This window comes from Neobacillus sp. 19, from assembly GCF_049463095.1.
Taxonomy (GTDB): Bacteria; Bacillota; Bacilli; order Bacillales; family Cytobacillaceae; genus Neobacillus.
On sequence record NZ_JBMPZU010000029.1, the window covers coordinates 155,173 to 172,557 of the forward strand.

Annotated in this window: 21 protein-coding genes and 1 riboswitch; of the genes, 12 read left to right on the forward strand and 9 right to left on the reverse strand. The window is 40.0% G+C overall.

Annotated elements, in window-relative coordinates; genetic code table 11:
- Positions 1-20 precede the first annotated feature (20 nt).
- From ACO1D1_RS07345 to ACO1D1_RS07355, 3 genes are all read right to left on the reverse strand, one after another.
- Positions 21-848 carry a GNAT family N-acetyltransferase gene (locus ACO1D1_RS07345; RefSeq protein WP_423335443.1) on the reverse strand — a complete coding sequence of 276 codons (828 nt, stop codon included), beginning with the start codon at positions 846-848 and terminating at the stop codon, positions 21-23.
- A gap of 85 nt (positions 849-933) precedes the next feature.
- Positions 934-1,158: a hypothetical protein gene (locus tag ACO1D1_RS07350; RefSeq protein WP_149868437.1), complete on the reverse strand. Its 225-nt coding sequence runs from the start codon at positions 1,156-1,158 to the stop codon at positions 934-936.
- A gap of 2 nt (positions 1,159-1,160) precedes the next feature.
- Positions 1,161-1,481 (reverse strand): YbjQ family protein, encoded by a 321-nt coding sequence (locus tag ACO1D1_RS07355; RefSeq protein WP_149868436.1) that lies wholly within the window; start codon positions 1,479-1,481, stop codon positions 1,161-1,163.
- 174 nt (positions 1,482-1,655) lie between these two features.
- Between ACO1D1_RS07355 and ACO1D1_RS07360 the strand changes: the two genes are divergently transcribed.
- Positions 1,656-1,844: a hypothetical protein gene (locus tag ACO1D1_RS07360; RefSeq protein ID WP_149868435.1), complete on the forward strand. Its 189-nt coding sequence runs from the start codon at positions 1,656-1,658 to the stop codon at positions 1,842-1,844.
- A gap of 89 nt (positions 1,845-1,933) precedes the next feature.
- Positions 1,934-2,035, forward strand: a riboswitch (SAM riboswitch).
- 80 nt (positions 2,036-2,115) lie between these two features.
- Positions 2,116-3,240, forward strand: a complete 1,125-nt coding sequence (locus ACO1D1_RS07365) for a 5-methyltetrahydropteroyltriglutamate--homocysteine S-methyltransferase (RefSeq protein ID WP_149868434.1) — start codon at positions 2,116-2,118, stop codon at positions 3,238-3,240.
- A 124-nt stretch (positions 3,241-3,364) separates the two neighbouring features.
- On the opposite strand, the gene yidA is transcribed toward ACO1D1_RS07365, so the two are convergent.
- The 3 genes from yidA to ACO1D1_RS07380 form a co-directional block, all read right to left on the reverse strand.
- Positions 3,365-4,177: a sugar-phosphatase gene (gene yidA, locus ACO1D1_RS07370; RefSeq protein ID WP_149868433.1), complete on the reverse strand. Its 813-nt coding sequence runs from the start codon at positions 4,175-4,177 to the stop codon at positions 3,365-3,367.
- 79 nt (positions 4,178-4,256) lie between these two features.
- Positions 4,257-5,345, reverse strand: coding sequence for a PLP-dependent aminotransferase family protein (locus tag ACO1D1_RS07375; protein ID WP_423335444.1), 1,089 nt, complete (start codon positions 5,343-5,345; stop codon positions 4,257-4,259).
- Positions 5,346-5,454: 109 nt separating this feature from the next.
- The gene (locus tag ACO1D1_RS07380) at positions 5,455-5,634 is read right to left on the reverse strand and encodes a hypothetical protein (RefSeq protein WP_423335445.1); all 180 of its coding nucleotides are present in this window, start codon (positions 5,632-5,634) and stop codon (positions 5,455-5,457) included.
- A gap of 114 nt (positions 5,635-5,748) precedes the next feature.
- On the opposite strand from ACO1D1_RS07380, the gene ACO1D1_RS07385 reads away from it, so the two are divergent.
- Positions 5,749-6,468, forward strand: a complete 720-nt coding sequence (locus ACO1D1_RS07385) for an AzlC family ABC transporter permease (protein WP_149868431.1) — start codon at positions 5,749-5,751, stop codon at positions 6,466-6,468.
- Positions 6,459-6,785 carry an AzlD domain-containing protein gene (locus ACO1D1_RS07390; protein WP_149868430.1) on the forward strand — a complete coding sequence of 109 codons (327 nt, stop codon included), beginning with the start codon at positions 6,459-6,461 and terminating at the stop codon, positions 6,783-6,785. The genes ACO1D1_RS07385 and ACO1D1_RS07390 overlap by 10 nt, the downstream gene beginning before the upstream one ends.
- A gap of 65 nt (positions 6,786-6,850) precedes the next feature.
- On the opposite strand, the gene ACO1D1_RS07395 is transcribed toward ACO1D1_RS07390, so the two are convergent.
- Both ACO1D1_RS07395 and ACO1D1_RS07400 read right to left on the reverse strand, forming a co-directional pair.
- Positions 6,851-8,041, reverse strand: coding sequence for a pyridoxal phosphate-dependent aminotransferase (locus ACO1D1_RS07395; RefSeq protein WP_149868429.1), 1,191 nt, complete (start codon positions 8,039-8,041; stop codon positions 6,851-6,853).
- Positions 8,042-8,172: 131 nt separating this feature from the next.
- The gene (locus ACO1D1_RS07400; protein ID WP_149868428.1) at positions 8,173-8,739 is read right to left on the reverse strand and encodes a TetR/AcrR family transcriptional regulator; all 567 of its coding nucleotides are present in this window, start codon (positions 8,737-8,739) and stop codon (positions 8,173-8,175) included.
- A 194-nt stretch (positions 8,740-8,933) separates the two neighbouring features.
- Here ACO1D1_RS07400 and ACO1D1_RS07405 point away from each other — a divergent pair, with 194 nt between their 5' ends.
- The 8 genes from ACO1D1_RS07405 to ACO1D1_RS07440 all read left to right on the forward strand — a co-directional run bounded on the left by ACO1D1_RS07405 (position 8,934) and on the right by ACO1D1_RS07440 (position 16,812).
- Positions 8,934-10,385, forward strand: coding sequence for a DHA2 family efflux MFS transporter permease subunit (locus tag ACO1D1_RS07405; RefSeq protein WP_149868427.1), 1,452 nt, complete (start codon positions 8,934-8,936; stop codon positions 10,383-10,385).
- Between the two features lie 193 nt (positions 10,386-10,578).
- Positions 10,579-10,914 (forward strand): L,D-transpeptidase, encoded by a 336-nt coding sequence (locus ACO1D1_RS07410; RefSeq protein ID WP_149868426.1) that lies wholly within the window; start codon positions 10,579-10,581, stop codon positions 10,912-10,914.
- Positions 10,915-11,578: 664 nt separating this feature from the next.
- Positions 11,579-11,770, forward strand: coding sequence for a hypothetical protein (locus ACO1D1_RS07415; RefSeq protein ID WP_149868425.1), 192 nt, complete (start codon positions 11,579-11,581; stop codon positions 11,768-11,770).
- A 53-nt stretch (positions 11,771-11,823) separates the two neighbouring features.
- A complete protein-coding gene (locus tag ACO1D1_RS07420) occupies positions 11,824-12,348 on the forward strand; it encodes a hypothetical protein (protein ID WP_149868424.1) in 525 nt (174 codons plus the stop codon).
- Between the two features lie 585 nt (positions 12,349-12,933).
- Positions 12,934-13,608 (forward strand): response regulator transcription factor, encoded by a 675-nt coding sequence (locus ACO1D1_RS07425; protein ID WP_149868423.1) that lies wholly within the window; start codon positions 12,934-12,936, stop codon positions 13,606-13,608.
- On the forward strand, positions 13,605-14,945 hold the full coding sequence (locus ACO1D1_RS07430) for a sensor histidine kinase (protein WP_149868422.1): 1,341 nt from the start codon (positions 13,605-13,607) through the stop codon (positions 14,943-14,945). The genes ACO1D1_RS07425 and ACO1D1_RS07430 overlap by 4 nt, the downstream gene beginning before the upstream one ends.
- A gap of 115 nt (positions 14,946-15,060) precedes the next feature.
- A complete protein-coding gene (locus ACO1D1_RS07435; protein WP_423335446.1) occupies positions 15,061-16,128 on the forward strand; it encodes a hypothetical protein in 1,068 nt (355 codons plus the stop codon).
- A 21-nt stretch (positions 16,129-16,149) separates the two neighbouring features.
- Positions 16,150-16,812 carry a DUF3995 domain-containing protein gene (locus ACO1D1_RS07440; RefSeq protein WP_149868420.1) on the forward strand — a complete coding sequence of 221 codons (663 nt, stop codon included), beginning with the start codon at positions 16,150-16,152 and terminating at the stop codon, positions 16,810-16,812.
- 94 nt (positions 16,813-16,906) lie between these two features.
- On the opposite strand, the gene ACO1D1_RS07445 is transcribed toward ACO1D1_RS07440, so the two are convergent.
- Positions 16,907-17,272 (reverse strand): VOC family protein, encoded by a 366-nt coding sequence (locus ACO1D1_RS07445; RefSeq protein WP_423335447.1) that lies wholly within the window; start codon positions 17,270-17,272, stop codon positions 16,907-16,909.
- Positions 17,273-17,385: the final 113 nt, after the last annotated feature.

Here is a 17,385-nt window from a genome sequence, read left to right on the forward strand (position 1 = left end):
TGAATTTGCCACTTTCCGATCTACATTTGATATTCATAATAATCTTGCGAATGGTAGCTTTTAAATCCGCATGATTCATAGAGTCCCAGGGCATGGGCATTTTTGGCCTCTACCTCCAGAAAAATAGGCAATTCTTTTTGATCCTCCATTTTTACCACTTTGGATAATGCCTTTCTTCCGATTCCTTTCCCTCGAAGTTCAGGAAAAATAGCGAAACCATAAATCCATGCTTCACCATTCGATTCAGAGATGCGGATTTTACCAGCTGTTTTTTCATTAGCTACAATAATGTACCTTTGATCACTGCTATTCTCCACAATCTCCTGATGCATCTGCCGTGCTTCCTTATCATACAACCCAAAACCCAATACATCGAGCTTAATTTCCGCTTCCGCATCTTCATTTGAAACAGACGGTCTTACGGTAACAGCCGGATCCTCCGTCAATTCCGTTTGCTGCCACTTCATTTGATATTCCGCAACGGTAAATGAACAAGGTAATGTTTTTAAAAATTCCTTTGCACTTTGGGAATCTGTTGGGGCATTTAACAAAATCGTCCTGAAATTTTGGCTGTTCACTTCCTTAAGTCCCACTTCCAGCAGTTTAGAAAAAATGCCTCTTCTTCGGTAATCCGGATGCACCATTCCACAAAGCTCTACTTTACTTCCAAAATAATAGCTTCCAAGAAAGCCCACGAGTTTGCTGTCTTCATAATGGAACAAATCTTCCTTACTATGTTCCGCCCGATTTTTCAGCATATCGAAATTCAGCTTCAGGTGAAATCCACCTTCTTGCTCGCAAATCTCCTGAAGTGTTTTTATTTCATTTAATTGAACCTCTGTTAACATTCTTTTCCCCCTTGGCCACATAGTCACTTATCCGATTCTAAGCAAAAGATGTGAATGTACGAAGTGATCTTTCTTCCGGCTTCTCTTATTCTTCCTTATAAAATCGCTCTCCCGTATCCGGGTTAAAATAAACAACTAATCTTTTCTTTGTTGTCGGATCAATTGACACTTCATTTGTACGAATGAAGCCTTCTGGCACTTGCTGCCCATGTCTTTTTTTAAAGCGGCGGTCCCAGATAAACCAAGAGCCGATGATTAATATAAGGAGGAGAGCAATTTGGATACCGAAATAGCCAAAAATCCACTTCATGGCTATTCCTTTTCTGCCGTAACAGCCGTGCCATAAGCAACAATTTCACTCATATTTTGACCGATTTCACCAGAGTCAAAACGCATCATGATAATGGCGTTTGCCCCCATCGCCTGAGCATTCCGCACCATCCGATCCATTGCTTGCTTTCGGGCATCCTCGAGCATTTCTGTATATTGATTGATTTCTCCGCCCACAAGACCCTTCAGGGAAGCGACGATATCCTTTCCAATTCCGCGTGCTCTAACCGTTAGCCCGAATACCGGACCCTTAATTTCAGTAATTTTATAATTTGCTATATTTTCCGTGGTCACAATGATCAATTTACAATTCCCTCCTTCTAAAATGTATGGTCTATATGTACATTTTACTTGGCACTAGTAAAATATACCATTGTTTTTCGAAAAAAATTCGGAGTTTGAATTTTGTATAAGCTATGAAAAAAATGGCCATCCTATAGCTATAAATATAGCTTAAGAGAATGAGGGGGATGATCTATGAGCACGGAAGAGTTAACTAAAATTATCTCGGTGAAAAAAATGGATTTAGAGGAATGTGAACAGGAGCTTAACAATCGATACTATCCATCTGTGGTGAGAATGGCAATGATGCGTTACATATCGGATCTGCGGCACCAATTAGAAATGTACAATGGTGAGGATTTAAATAAGATTGAAAATGGATAAAACCCTTACATGACAGTCACCTATTTGATTCTATTTGACAGAATAGCAGAACAGGTGTAAGGTAACTTATAGTTAAATATTTTAGAATATTCTTATCAAGAGAGGTGGAGGGACTGGCCCTTGGATACCTCGGCAGCAGACTTATGTGAGTACTGTGCCAATTCCAGAAGCGATTTGCTTAAAGATAAGAAGAGAACCGATGCCGGTAATATTTCCTCTTCTTATTTTATGAGAAGAGGTTTTTTATTTTTTACGAAAGAAGGAATTCTTCATGACAAAAACAGCTGTGAAAGCTCCATTTAAAGCCGATCATGTCGGCAGTTTTCTAAGAACAGAACCAATCAGAGAAGCAAGAAAGGCTTATGCAAATGGGGAAATCGATAAAGATGCCCTAAAGGCGATAGAGGATCAAGAAATTGAGAAACTTGTCCAAAAACAAATTGAAGTTGGCCTTAAATCGATTACAGATGGCGAGTTTAGACGTGCATGGTGGCACTTGGATTTCCTAGCAGGCTTAGAAGGCGTCGAAGAGTTTGAAACGGAATATATTAGTAACTTCCAAGGGGCCAAAACAAAAAATAAGGCCATTAAAGTGACAGGTAAAGTAGACTTCAATGATCATTATATGTTAGAACACTTCAAATTCTTAAAACAAGCAGTCGACCGCTATGGCGATGGCAGTCAAGTGGCTAAGTTCTCGATTCCAAGCCCTAATATGTTATTTACAAGAATTCAAGGTGATGAATATTACCAAGGGAACAGCGAGCAGTTCTATCATGATACAGTAGCAGCGTACCAAAAAGCGATTCAAGCATTCTATAATGCAGGGTGCCGTTATTTACAACTCGATGATACGTCGTGGATTGATTTTGTTTCGGAAGAACGAATCAAAGCTGTCGTTGAAAAATTCAACATGGATGTTACGGATATCATCGATACAAGAGTCCGCTGTTTAAATGAAGCCATTTCGAAGAAACCGGAAGACATGATCATCACGATGCATATTTGCCGTGGAAACTTCCGTTCAACCTATATCACAAGCGGCGGATACGATCAGATATCTGATGCCATCTTTGCTAATTTACATGTTGATGGACTCTTCCTGGAATATGATGACGGGCGTTCAGGCGATTTTGAACCATTAAAAAGCTTTAATCGAGCCGATCAAACAGTTGTACTAGGGTTAATCACATCTAAATTCCCGGAACTGGAAGATCCAGAAACGATTAAAGAAAGAATTAAAGAAGCAAGTCAATCTATTCCTTTAGGAAACTTAGCCTTAAGCCCTCAATGCGGATTCGCCAGTACGGAGGAAGGAAACAATTTAACCGAAGAGGATCAATGGAACAAGATCAGACACGCGATTACGATTGCTGAGAGTGTTTGGGGTAAATAACTAAAAACAGATAGGTTATAATTCCTATCATGTAAATAAGCCGGAAATATATAAAGATGAATAAAATCTTGTCTATTTTCGGCTTATTCTTTAACAGATTGATTACTCCTTATATGAGTTTCTATTATTTGTTTAATATCAATTTTTCGATGGCATATGCTACTCCGTTTTCATTATTAGAAAATGTTTCAAACTCAGCAGCCGCTTTTACACTTGGAACTGCATTCCCCATTGCTACGCCGCAGCCTGCATATTCCACCATACTTAAATCATTTTCACCATCACCGATGCAAATCACTTCTTCCCGTTTAATGCCTAGTTTCTCTGCAAGTTGTTTAACTGCATTCCCTTTACTGACGCTTGGGTGAAGGATTTCTAAAAAGAAAGGGGTGCTTTTGACCATCGTATAGTTTTCCTTGAAGGAATTTGGTATAGCATCAATGATTTTATCTAAACGTTCTGGTTCATCAATAAACATAACCTTTGGGAGCAAAAAATCTTCGGGTATTTCCTCAATCGTCCGATAATGAAGAGGAATTTGATTGAGATGAGATTCATGAACAGTGTAAGGGCTAATGTCTTTATTCGGTGTATAGACATTTTTCGAATCAAAAAAATGCATCGGTGAATCAAGCTGTAAACTCAATCCATACAGCACCTTTAAATCTTGATATGATAAGGAAATTTCAGAAACAACTTCATTCGTATGGGTATTTTGCACAAGTGCACCATTAAAGGTAATCACATATTCATCTTCATCCGTTAATTTCAATTCCTCAATAATAGGCTGAGCCCCGACTATTGGCCTCCCGGTAGTAATAACGATCTTTACACCGTTTCCTTTTGCGGCTTGAATTGCCTCATTTACTTCCTTCGTGATTTCTTTCCGATCATTAAACAGCGTACCATCTACATCGATTGCCACTAATTTATACAAATTTCCACCCTCTAATCTTGTTGTGAAGTCTTGCACATTAAGATTACCTTACCTGTAACCAATTCAAAATACAATCTCTCTAGCAGAAATCTTTTAGGATGCTAAGGCCTTTCTCCAATTCATCGGAGTCCTTAGGCGATGTTAGTGAAATACGAACGAATTGGGGAGATTCAGCTTTTTTGACCAAGAAACGATGTGAATGATATACAAGGATACCCCGAGTTAAAGCAATATGCTCAAACTGGTTGAGCTGCCATTCCTTATGCAATGGTAACCAGCGAAAAAAACTAATAGGATTTTCGCTTGAATGATCGATTTGAAAATATTTCTCATAAATCCGGTTCCGTTCTTGTGACATTTCCCTCTTTTTCTTAATGATTTGTTCTGCATCCCCTGTATTAATTAACTCTGTTATAATTTCTGCATTTAATGCAGATGTTTTTACGTTGAGATTGAAAATTCCATACGTAATTTTTTCAACAAACTGATTGGCATAAGCAATAAATGCAACCCGAATACCAGAGCTGAGTGATTTAGCAATACTAAGGATATAAACAAACCTGTCCCGCACAAAATGGGAAATTGGGAAATAGCCATTTGGTGCCAGGAAAGAGTATACATCATCCTCTATTAAGATAAGCCCATGTTTATTGATGATCTCTGCTATTTCCTTTCTGCGATTCATATTCATTGTGACAGCAGTAGGATTATTGCAGGAAGGACTCAAATAAATTCCCTGCAATGGATTTGTTCTGCAGACAGCATCTAATCTATCAGGCTTGATGCCTGACTCATCCCCCTCTATAGGGATTAATTGGATATTCAACATTTTTGCCAGTTCAATAAAATTTGGATACGTATATATATCCACCGCTATTTTATCTCCTGGATGAAACAAGGCCATCAGAATCAGCGAAAACGAATTTTGCCCTCCTGAAGTGATCGCAATATTTTCAATAGGTACATCCATGTTAAAACATTGCATCCACTTTTTAGCTGCCATTCGATGATAAGGCATTCCCAACGGGTGTCTGTAATCTAATAAATTTTCCAAATAATCTTTGGAGGCAATGCTTTTAATCGCTTTGGCGACAAATGGGGTTGAGCTGTCAAGGGGCTTGATGATTCCCATCTCTATATAATTCTTATTCTCTTCACTGTCTGCCATGAAAATAGCATTTTTTATATTGGGAGTAACAAAGGTTCCCCTTCCGGTAACAGCATAGATTAACCCTTTCACTTCGCATATTTTAAATGCCCTAGTAACAGTGCTGAGGTTAATATCGAGATAATCTGCTAATTCCCGTTGAGGAGGGAAGTCTCGTATTGGGTGCGAGAAAGCCATTGAGAATATCATATTCCAGCAAGCTAGCAATTGACCGATATAATGGAGGGACAAGCTGTGTTTTATCCGGCTTCCACGTCATAGGATAATTTTCAAATGAATTAACTGGCATATAACACCCTCCTCGGAAAATTGTATTGCATACAATTATATCATTGAAGCCATACAATGAGGATGGTAATGTTAATTTATATACAAATTACTCTGAAAAAGTGGGTGAGGGAGAATGAACATAAGTGAGAACACCTTTTTGCGGGAAGAAAGCAGCTTCCTTGCCGGTGTACGGGATTGCCTGCCCACTGTACTTGGTTACTTAAGTATTGGATTTGCGGCAGGAGTTGTGGAAAAAACAGCAGGACTTTCGATTGTTGAAATTGGACTAATATCCTTGCTTTTATACGCAGGTTCTGGTCAATTTATTGCTGCCGCGATGATTGGGGCTAACAGTCCCACTCTGGCGATTATCTTTACTATTTTCTTTGTTAACCTGCGCCATCTTTTAATGAGTGCGGCAATATCGCCGTATTTCCGTCATCTTACACCCTTCAAGAATGTATTAATCGGTTCCTTACTTACAGATGAAACATTTGGTGTAGCAATGAACGAAGCAGCAAGCAAGAAATGGCTCAGCGAAAAATGGATGTATGGCCTAAATATAACTGCTTATTTAAATTGGTTCATTGCCAATATTGCAGGAGCCTTTTTCGGAGAATGGATTTCGGATCCGGAAAAATTCGGTCTTGATTTTGCATTGCCGGGAATGTTTATTGGCCTTCTTGTCCTACAATTGGCCAGCCGAAGAAAATTGATGAAAGATATTCTTGTTGCACTTAGTGCTGTTGCCATTGTTGTAGGGGTAAGTTTAGTGACATCCGGAAGTGTGGGTATTATTGTGGCGACAATCATTGCCGCTAGCCTTGGAATGGTGGTGGAAAAATGGAAGTAAGATGGTCCATTTTTTTAATTATCTTAGGCTCAGCCCTTGTAACTTTCATTCCAAGAGTGCTCCCCATTGCTATCTTAAGTCGTGTTGAACTGCCAGAATGGGCCATGCGCTGGTTGAGCTACGTCCCCATTGCTGTTATGGCAGCATTAGTGGGGCAAGAATTGCTGCTGCCCAACGGAAGACTGGCACCTTTGCAAAATAATCTTGAACTAATCGCCGCGTTACCTGCTTTTATTATAGCCATTGTAACACGCAGTTTATTAGGTACTGTTGTAGCTGGAATCCTTTCCTTAATGGTATTACGTTTTGCGTTTTAAATGGGTCCCCTTTAATAAGACTCAATGAAAAAATGCTTCAGCTGGCTGAAGCATTTTTTTGTTCTCTATTCTCCGTACTCAGTCATTACGAATTTTTCCAATGCTTGCAGGGAGCGTTCCACTTTTTCAGTGTCAATGCAATAAGCCATTCGGAAATAGCCCGGACATCCGAACGTGTCACCTGGGACCAGAATCAAATCATATTTTAAGGCCTTCTTGCAGAAGACATTGGCATCTTCCTCCAGTGCCTTTGGAAAAATATAAAAGGTTCCGTCGGGTTTTACAACGGAAAATCCCAATTCGATTAATTTGTCATAAAGTAAGTTCATATTGGTTTCATAGACAGACATATCGGCCGTCATATCCACCACTTCCGCCACAGCAAGCTGAATCAGGGAAGGCGGGCAGTTGTGGCCGATGCCTCTGGAAATCTGTCCGCACATGCTGACAATCAAGTCTGAATCTACGCACGAAGGATTTACTGCAATATAGCCAATCCGTTCGCCCGGCAGTGAAAGAGATTTAGAATAGGAGTAACAGGACAGTGTGTTGTCATAATAATTAGACACATAAATGGAATCTGCCCCTTCAAATAAAATCTCTCTGTAAGGTTCATCGGAAATAATAAAAATTTCGTGCCCGTATTCCTGCTCCTTTATACGAAGAAGCTCGGCCAGTTTTTGAATGGTCTCTGCAGAATAAACAACCCCCGATGGATTGTTGGGAGAATTAATTAATACGGCAGCCACCTTCTCCGAAAGCATTTCTTCAAATAAAGTAAAGTTAATCTGAGAATCTTCTGTATTGGGAGGAACCACTTTCAGTACGGCCCCTGTTAAATCAATATATGGATGATATTCAGGGAAAAATGGAGCAAATGTCAGCACTTCGTCTCCAGGTTCCGTTACGCAGCGTACGGCATGAGCGATCGCACCGGCAGCCCCTGTCGTCATAAAAATGTGGTTTTCCGTATAATTCATATCAAACCGCCGGTTCAATGAGTGAGCAATTTTTTTCCTGACCGATGGTATGCCTAAACTTGGACTGTATCCGTGGAGCTCTGCGGGACTTTTACTGGACAGGAGATCCATCATTACCTGAGTAAATTCTTTTGGAACAGGAACGGACGGATTTCCTAAACTATAATCAAATACATTCTCATATCCGATTTCTTTCCCGCGTTCTGCGGCAAACTCAGACAGCTCCCGGATGACCGATTTCCCCGCTAACATGTTCTTATATTTTTGCGCAATCATGTTCTTCCTCCAGACGATTTAAAGTATATAAAAATACTATAAACCTTCCGGCGGCTAGAGTGCCAATTAAATTTTTTATTCCTTTTAAAAATTATGAATTTCCTTTCCTAAGGTACCTATATTTAACCATTTCAATAGTTGAACCTATGTATGATAAGCTCTGCTAAGTAACTCGGGCTGTATGGCGTCCCTTCTTGTATCCACCACGTTATGATGCCAAGGGACGAGGAAACTAGAATCTCTTTGGGCAATTGGAACGACTTCCCTTTCTCTTTTCTATTCTCTTCCGAAATTGTGACGATATCTAACAATATCCCGAACACCCTTTTGCGGAAATCCTTATTTTCGAGCATCACATTGTAGAGCTTGGCGTTACGATAAAAATGCTCAAGAAGAGAGACCAGCCTAGCAGGTGGTGTTTGAGATCCTTTCAATGTCTGATGAGCCCCTGGCGGAGATTTCATCGTCTTATTCAAATCTTCAAATACTTCATCTATCATCTGTTCCATTAGATCATTGATATCATGATAGTGTAAGTAGAAAGTTGCTCTGTTTAATTCGGCTCGGTCAGCAATATTTTGGACCGTTAATTTGCCTATATCCACATTTTCTTGAATCAATGAAACAATCGCTTCCTTAAACATTTTCTTTGTTCGTTTGATTCGAGGATCCACCTTCAACTTTTCTTTCTTAGACATCTTATCAGCCCTTCGTCTATAATTCCTGACTTTCTCGACATACATTTATCTATGTGTCAATTAGTTGACACTTAACTTAAAAGTGTAAATGGCATTTATCCTTATTCTCATGATAGTATTTTATTCATTGACACGTTATCAATTAATAGACTCAATGTCAATTAAGTAAAATATGAAAGGAACATGAATCAATTATGAATCAACCAATAAAAAAAGGGCTTCTTCTTTTCATCTTACTATTAGGTTCATTTCTATCTGTTCTGAATCAAACGATACTAAATGTGGCTTTACCAGATTTGATGAAAGAATTTGAGGTTTCTGCCACAACCATTCAATGGCTGTCAACAGGTTTTATGCTGGTGAATGGGATTTTAATTCCGGTAACAGCCTTTTTAATGCAGCGCTTTACAACAAGGCAGCTTTTTATCAGTTCGATGGTTTTACTGTTGGCGGGCACTTTCCTCAACGCCATTGCCCCGAACTTCGCTCTATTATTAACAGGCCGGCTGATTCAAGCTGCAGGTGCAGGTATTATTATGCCTCTTTTGATGATGGTAACCCTTGTAGTGTTTCCTGCGGAAAACCGGGGAACGGCAATGGGAATGCTCGGACTCGTAATGATTTTCGCACCAGCGATTGGGCCGACCTTGGCAGGATTCATTATCGAGCATTTTTCATGGCGATGGTTATTTATCGGCATGTTCCCGCTTGTCGCCATCGTAATTGCTTTAGCATTTAAATATCTAGTCAATGTATCAGAAACATCCAAACCAAAACTTGATATCAACAGTATTATTCTCTCCACCATAGGGTTTGGCGCGGTACTTTATGGGTTTAGTAATGCAGGTGATAAAGGCTGGGGAAGCGCATTGGTGTTGACCTGCCTAGCTGTCGGTGTTCTTTTTCTACTACTATTCTGCAGGCGTCAGCTGACTTCAAACGATCCTCTGTTAAATTTACAAGTCTTCAAAGACAGAGTGTTCACGATGACAACCATCGTGAATATTTTGGTGACGATGGTCATGTATGCGGATATGATTTTACTACCTATCTACCTACAGTCAAGCAGAGGATATACAGTCCTTGAAACGGGATTATTGTTACTGCCTGGTGCCTTAATCAATGCTCTCATGTCTCCTGTATCCGGCCGTTTATTCGATAAATTCGGCGTAAAACCGCTGGCGATAATCGGTCTAGTCTTTATTATCGCCGCATCATGGGGGGTTACCGATTTAACTGAAACAACCACTTATAACTATCTGATGATTCGGACCATCATCTTGCGGATTGGCATGTCTTTCATTACGATGCCTATTACGACTGCCGGACTGAATGCCCTTCCGAAACACCTGCATTCCCACGGTTCAGCCGTATCCAACACCGTCCGCCAAGTAGCCGGTTCGATTGGAATCGCACTAGTGGTCACTATTATGACAACCAGAACGAAAAGTCATGCCGTTGAGTTAATCCATTCCGGACACGTTCATTCAAAATCTCAGCTATTGATTGATTCCTCGATACTTGGAACGAGTGATGCATACATGTTTACAGTCATTTTAGTGATCATCGCCATACTTGTGACTTTATTTATGCCTGGAAAGGGATTAGCGAAACAAGAGAAGATCATAATGGAACGGCAGCATTGAGTCGCAAAAAACGCATGACTTTTTTCTTGTCATGTGTTTTTTTATATGGCGTGATGGAACCGTTATGAAAGAAAATTAAAGGCTTTGGTGAAAGGATTTGTTCATTAAGCCTTTTAACTCCCTTTTTCATTACTTGTGTATCACAAATACCTATTTTATTTCATACACTATTCAAAAAATGGGAGTTGTTTTCATGGCACAATGGATTAACGTCTCGACGGCGAAGCATCAATTAAAACTGTTTGATGGAAATAGGCTAATAAAAACTTATCCTATTGCAGTTGGAAAAATATTGACCCCTTCACCTCCTGGGACTTACACGATCATCAATAAACAACCTAATCCAGGCGGACCTTTTGGAGTGCTATGGATGGGCTTGTCTAAACCGCATTACGGAATACACGGAACCAATAATCCAGCATCCATCGGTAAAAATGTCTCACATGGATGTATTAGAATGTTTAACCATGATGTCCTCGATTTATCATCTAGAGTTTCGATTGGTACTCCTGTAGTTATTCATAAATGATTCTGTAACTCCCGCTCGCTTTACTACATAGTTGGAGGAAAGTGCGACGTAGAGTGATTCTACATCGGGATTTGGGCTTAAAAATTCACGAAACCCCTACGTAGACCACTTCTACATCAGGGTTTGGGCTTAAAAATTCACGAAACCCCTACGTAGACAGCTTCTACATCGGCATTTGAGCTTAAAAATTCCCCAAACACCTACGTAGGCCGTTTCTACATCGGGGTTTGGGCTAAATATTCACTCAAACATCAAAGTAGACGGGTCCTTCCCTCAGTGAATCCACTTTAAAAGTGCCTATTTTATAAGTTCCCTTGAATTTTTATTTCTAACTTCTTATTACAAATAACACCCGTCATTTTGAATTGAAGTAATACTTTTGATTAAACAAGTGAATCACTTCTTCATTGATCTCAACAACCGTAATGCTTTCAACCATTTCCAAAATAATGCTGTTAGTTCATACCCTCGAAATTAAAGTAACATTTATACAAAAGTGTTTACTTTTATGTTATCTTTGTTTATCCTTATACATAGAATAACTATATACATAATAGTTCTATGCACGTTAGCTAACGGTACATCGAGGTCCCTCTCCTGGGCGTTGAACTAAAGTGAGCCTATTTTCAAAAGTGTCTGTTCAATAAATCAATGAGGTGATTGCGTGGGCTTTTACTATTTACTATTACTCTTTATTGGAGTTGTTCTTCTTATCGCGGGTGCACTAAAAAAAGACGTATCTCTTTCAGTTAAAATAGTCATATTCCTGTTTGTTATTGGAATTCTATTCATTGTTTCGTCGCTGATTTTATTGATGCCCGGCAGTTCCGATCTTATTGCCGAATTAATGAAATAAACATAGTTTTTCCAAAATTAGAGACAGGATCAAAGGTTTAAGGGGGAAATGGTATGTCTTCGTTTTTATTATTTGGACTTATTGGTGTAATACTTGTGATGTTCCTAAAGAATCCCATCATAAGTACATTTGGTGATACCAACAAGCTAGTAAAGTATCTAAGAAGCATAAAATGGTTCCAAAACCATTGGGTATCGGGAATATTCCTTTTTTTCTTGAATGGCTTTCTATTTTTTTCGACGTGTCTTGTTCTTTATGTGTTCATGCATTTCATGATTCCATATATCCATTTACTAGTGATGTTCTTGGCAGTAATCGGGAGCATCTTTTTATGGGTATTAATCAATAATGCATGGCAAGGAACAAGAAGAAATCGTTTGAAAATGGGCGTCGTTGGCAGCAGTTTTTATATTTTCTTAACGATTATTTTCATTTATATGTTTGTAACTCTTAAGCCGTCCTATCCAGGTGAAGATACATTTATGAGGGCATTTGGAATATTATTCGCAATGATCGTGACAACCGTTGCGTTCATTACGTGTTTTGTCATGACGGGATTTTCAAAAAAGAAAATATAAAAAGATCTCATCATTCAATTTCCAACAAATTTTTCAGCAGTCTTAGTAAATAAAGTCCATTGTACCAATGGTTATTAGCATTTTTAATCAAATGATTGATTAGTAAAAAATAAACTAATCAAATGTTTGATTAAAACGACAGCTAAGCCCATGAATAAAGGGATGACCCCATAAAACAATAGAAAACGCTGTCGAAAATAGGGGTGAATCCTCTCCTTTCATTCGAAAATCATGGCGAATAACAGCCCATTTTGGCTAATTCTTTATTCTTCGACAAGAACACCTAAATTTCTCTTTCAATTAAACATTTGATTAAAACAAGGAAAGTCTTTCTAGCATTTGATTTTCCCCAGGAAATTAAAAAAAAGAATGTCGAAATTCGCTCGACTTTTTTCCTCAAAAACCCAATATAGGATATAAGAGAGCTAGTAAGTCCGAAGAAGGAAAATCCACTTAAGCGTGGAATGGATTACTAATAGGATAGATTGACGAATATTTTTCAAAAGGAAAATTTCTTTATTTGGGACGGATGAGGTTAGCATCTCTATTTGATCCTTTTTTAAAAAAATCCATTGGGTGGGGAAAATGATAAATAAACTTTTATACATTGAAGACGATAAGGAAATCGGCACTTGGGTCAGCGAAGATTTAACTGGTCGGGGCTATCATGTGACCTGGCTGACCTCGGGGGATGGCGCGCCCGATCACATGGAGGGCATCGACCTAGTCATCCTTGACATCATGCTTCCTGGACTGGACGGATTCTCCATCGGCCAGCGGTTAAAAAAAGAATATCCGCTGATACCAATTCTTATGCTTTCTGCTAGAACCTCTATTGACGATAAATTGCAAGGCCTTCATTTTGCCGACGATTATGTGACGAAACCTTTTCATCCCGAGGAGTTGGCGGCACGTGTGGAAGTGCTGTTAAGACGGCTCGGAAAGATGTCACCACCGCTCATTCAACTTTCACATCTTAGCATTTATTTAGACCAAAATCGCATTGTCGATACAAGATCGAATCGTGAAATCGTCCTAACGGCAAAGCAATTTCAAATTTTCACTTATTTGCTTCGTCATCCGAACCAGATTCTTACAAAGGAACAAATCTACGAAGCGGTATGGGAATACCCCTATATAGCGGGGGATAAAACGTTGATGGTACATATTCGCCATTTACGTGAAAAAATAGAGGAGAATCCGAGCCAACCGCAAATTATTGAAACGATTCGGGGAATCGGATATAGGGTGAAACAATGAGATTTCGACATTCTCTGTTGGCGAGATATTTACTGATCATTATGGTAGCACTTATCCTATGGCCGTTTGTTTTACCTGCCTATTTCATACCGTCCTATCTTCTGGACGAGGAACTTCAACAAAAAGCTCAGTATGTTGATACGAACATTTTAAAGCAAATGTGGCATTATGAAGCGGCAAAGCTGGACGGAGCCAATCCAGAACAGGTAGATAAGAAGCTCCACACATTAAAAGAACAATATCCGCTCGCTTCGATGTTCTGGGTGGATGGAGCAGGAAAAACCAAACTAGTACTTTCCAAACAAAAGAATATTCCGGCTCAATGGACCTTAGAGAACAGTATTGAGTTTATGAATCAAAGCGATGGTGATCCCATTACCTTTGTGTCACATATTGGCAAAGGCCAGAGCAACGGTTTTATGGTTTTCCAAATACCACCTTCAGTTTCAAAACTTCCGACCCTGTCCTTTATAGATGACAAGTTTTTGGCGATATATGCTTTTCTCGTATTTGGTCTCTTTTTATTTGTCTCCTGGTTATTTTTCTTCAAGATCCGTAAACGACTTGTTCACCTTCAAACCGCCATGACGGAAACAAAGGAAAACGGGATTCCTGAAAAAATCATTGTCAATAAAAAAGACGAAATCAGTGAATTAGGCAAAGCGTTTAATTATATGATCGATGAACTGACAAAAAGCAGGCAACATGAACAAGAAGAAGAAGCACTGCGCAAACAGTTGATTGCTAATATATCCCATGATTTACGGACACCTCTCACCGCCATTCGCTGGCATGCCTATTCATTACAAGCAGAACCTTTATCTCCCAAAGGGAAAGATTCGCTTCATTTAATTGAAAACAAGGTAGATCTCTTAAGCCATCTACTAGAAAATCTCCTATCCTACACGCTATTATCGGCGCGAAAATACACATTGCAAAGAAAAGAAATAGATATTATACGGTTCATTCGTGAATCAATGGCAGGATGGTATCCTGTATTTGAAAAAAAAGGCTTTAAAGTAGATGTTAGTCTGCCCGAAAAAGCTTTGATCTGGACTATCGATCCCCATTGGTTCATGCGCATCCTGGACAATCTTTACCAAAACGTGGTGAGACACGCTAACTCGGGATTGTATGTCAGTGTCCGAATCGTGGATTATGACGGGAAAACAGCCATTCTGATTGAAGACAGAGGCCCCGGCTTGGATGTAACAACCGACAAAAAGGGAGCCGGCATCGGCCTCTCCATCGTGTCACTCATGCTACAGGAAATGCAATTAGGATGGGAAATAACAAGTTCGTCAAAGGGTACACAAATATATCTGTACGAAAATTAATAACCGGAATAAGAAAACCAACAATTAAACAAAAATTAAACGAAACCTCACCTTCATTTTAACCTTTACTGATTAGGATGAAAGTGAGGTTATTTCTATTGAAAAAAAAGAAAGGATGATTACGTTGAATTTCACATCGTTATTACGGAATAAAGAGGATAAAAGCGGGTATCGTTGGCCCGCATGGATTGGTTATGCTGCTATGTTATGGTCGGCGCTGTATGGAACATTACATCTTTATTGGTTATTAGGTGGAGCTGGATATCCTTTTAAAAATGAAGGTATGGGATTGTTCGCAGCAATAGTTACCCATCTTCCAGCAGAAGTTGGCTCTATTGTTTTCGTCACTCTATGTCTCATGGGCATTGGAATAGGTCTTTTCATGCAAAAGCCACAATTTAAGGCATTTTCTCGGTGGTTTGCTATAGCCTATTCATGGGGTTTCTCTGTTGCGCTGCTCCTCTTTGTTCCTGATACCAAGTTAATTGCAGCCATGGCATACGCTTTTTTATTTAAATTCGACTTTAACTGGCAAATGATGAATCAAATTTTTTGCATTATTGGCGCGCTTCTTTGGATGATGACCGCTGTTATCTACCAAAGAAAAACTCGTCATGCATGTGAATATTGCGGGCGTAATAAGGACAAAAAACCCTTTTTCTTGGTACGTTGGGGGCGTTTATTAACCGTTATCGCAGCCCTGGCGCCTGTTCCCTATGCCCTCGTTCGTTTCGCGTGGGCACTCGATATCCCATTAGGGGTTGATCCGCAATTCCTTAAGGATTTCTCGAGCGCAAATCCGATGGCGCAAGTGACGGAATGGGTTTTTGGATCTGTTTGTATAGGTGGGGGGATCCTTACACTTGGTTTAGTCCAAAAATGGGGGGAAGTCTTTCCTCACTGGTTCCCGTTCATTGGCGGCAAAAGAGTTCCCATCCTGCTTGCAGTGATTCCTGCTTCTATTGTTGCCATTGCTGTAACCGCAGCAGGTTTTGTCTTTACATTTGGGATATTCGCCTTGGCACTTCAACTCGTGGCGGTGGACAATATCATACTCAGTCAGGGCTGGGGTACTATGGGACCGATGATTTTTTGGGTGCCATGGGGAGTGGCTCTCGGGCTGGCTGCGATCGCCTACTATTATCGTCGGCGTGGCCGATGTTCCAGGTGTGAACGAGGTTAAAAAGAGGAGGATTATGTGACCATGAACGAAAAAACAAACAAAGTGGAAGATCTAACGGAAAGGCTGAATGCCTTTGAAAAATTGACAAAGAAAGCGGTATGGCCAGCTTACCTCGGTTGCCTTTGGGCAGTCATGTATGCCGTTTTCGTCCGATTTTATCAAGCTGCAGGTGGAACTTTAGGTCTCCCGGGGCAGCTAGAGGATCCTAAAGGAATGTACATGGCAAGTTATGTTGCAGGCGTCTTAATCATGACCTGTGGGTTCATTTTAATTGCCCTTGTCAAGCCATGGGGACGAGTGGTCCCGACATGGGTGCCGTTAATTGGCGGAAGACATATCCACCGTCTCATTATATTAATCCCTACCCTTTCCTGTACTGCTTATTTACTTGCACATGGAATCAGTGGAATCATTACAAAAACCCTTCTTCTAGCAGATGTCATTACCATTCATTTCACTGGCTGGATTTCACTTGATGTACAAAGCCTGGCGTTATGGAGTCTTTTATTTTATGAGCCGTGGTTTGTTATCATGGGCATTTTGTCCGGCTTAACAGCTTCCCATTATACACAAGCTTCCGGCATTTCTCTCTCTACATTTAGACGGAGCATGGTAATCTATCTCATTTTCGTTTTTCTACTAACCGTGTTTTGTGTATTCTATATCATTTTTAAACTCGCCTAACGGGAATGCCACAGGGACGGTGCTCATGCCTTTTTTATTCACTTTTCCTTGTCCAAAAAAGCCACTAAAACCGTCCTCATGTTCTACCCTTGGTCTATTTTGCGTTGGCATCTGGTTGATGAATTCCAAAGACATTTCCTTCGGTATCCACATAGTATCCCTGCCAGGCCATGCCAGGCAGGGCGTATTTTGGCATTACAACCTTGCCGCCATTCTCAATAATTTTCGTTTCCGTTGAATCGTACTCTTCTACTCCCATTGTACAGGCATATCCATTTATAGCCTGGTTTGTTACAGGCGGAGCACTTTGGCGCTGCATCAAGGCACCGTTGATTCCAGGCTCATTTTCATCACCGGTCACTGCTCCAAAGTATGGCATTCCTGCATACTCACTCCAATCTTGAAATGACCATCCGAATACCTCTCCATAAAACTTCTTAGCACGTTCCATGTCATCCACTGAAGCGGCGCACGAAAAACGCGAAAGCGTTTCACGATAAATGCGAAAACGCCTATCTAGGTTGTTACCTTCTGGAAGTTAGTCGGTTTTCATAACTGAACGAGTAGGGTTAC

Bases quoted from the DNA above. Each gene is read 5' to 3' on its own strand.
- ACO1D1_RS07345 (WP_423335443.1), bottom strand. From the start codon at position 848: ATGTTAACAGAGGTTCAATTAAATGAAATAAAAACACTTCAGGAGATT.
- ACO1D1_RS07390 (WP_149868430.1), top strand. From the start codon at position 6,459: ATGGAAGTAAGATGGTCCATTTTTTTAATTATCTTAGGCTCAGCCCTT.
- ACO1D1_RS07400 (WP_149868428.1), bottom strand. From the start codon at position 8,739: ATGTCTAAGAAAGAAAAGTTGAAGGTGGATCCTCGAATCAAACGAACA.
- ACO1D1_RS07435 (WP_423335446.1), top strand. From the start codon at position 15,061: ATGATTACGTTGAATTTCACATCGTTATTACGGAATAAAGAGGATAAA.
- ACO1D1_RS07430 (WP_149868422.1), top strand. From the start codon at position 13,605: ATGAGATTTCGACATTCTCTGTTGGCGAGATATTTACTGATCATTATG.
- ACO1D1_RS07410 (WP_149868426.1), top strand. From the start codon at position 10,579: ATGGCACAATGGATTAACGTCTCGACGGCGAAGCATCAATTAAAACTG.
- ACO1D1_RS07360 (WP_149868435.1), top strand. From the start codon at position 1,656: ATGAGCACGGAAGAGTTAACTAAAATTATCTCGGTGAAAAAAATGGAT.
- ACO1D1_RS07395 (WP_149868429.1), bottom strand. From the start codon at position 8,041: ATGATTGCGCAAAAATATAAGAACATGTTAGCGGGGAAATCGGTCATC.
- ACO1D1_RS07420 (WP_149868424.1), top strand. From the start codon at position 11,824: ATGTCTTCGTTTTTATTATTTGGACTTATTGGTGTAATACTTGTGATG.
- ACO1D1_RS07405 (WP_149868427.1), top strand. From the start codon at position 8,934: ATGAATCAACCAATAAAAAAAGGGCTTCTTCTTTTCATCTTACTATTA.
- ACO1D1_RS07365 (WP_149868434.1), top strand. From the start codon at position 2,116: ATGACAAAAACAGCTGTGAAAGCTCCATTTAAAGCCGATCATGTCGGC.
- ACO1D1_RS07350 (WP_149868437.1), bottom strand. From the start codon at position 1,158: ATGAAGTGGATTTTTGGCTATTTCGGTATCCAAATTGCTCTCCTCCTT.
- ACO1D1_RS07440 (WP_149868420.1), top strand. From the start codon at position 16,150: ATGAACGAAAAAACAAACAAAGTGGAAGATCTAACGGAAAGGCTGAAT.
- ACO1D1_RS07375 (WP_423335444.1), bottom strand. From the start codon at position 5,345: ATGGCAGACAGTGAAGAGAATAAGAATTATATAGAGATGGGAATCATC.
- ACO1D1_RS07380 (WP_423335445.1), bottom strand. From the start codon at position 5,634: ATGCCAGTTAATTCATTTGAAAATTATCCTATGACGTGGAAGCCGGAT.
- ACO1D1_RS07385 (WP_149868431.1), top strand. From the start codon at position 5,749: ATGAACATAAGTGAGAACACCTTTTTGCGGGAAGAAAGCAGCTTCCTT.
- ACO1D1_RS07425 (WP_149868423.1), top strand. From the start codon at position 12,934: ATGATAAATAAACTTTTATACATTGAAGACGATAAGGAAATCGGCACT.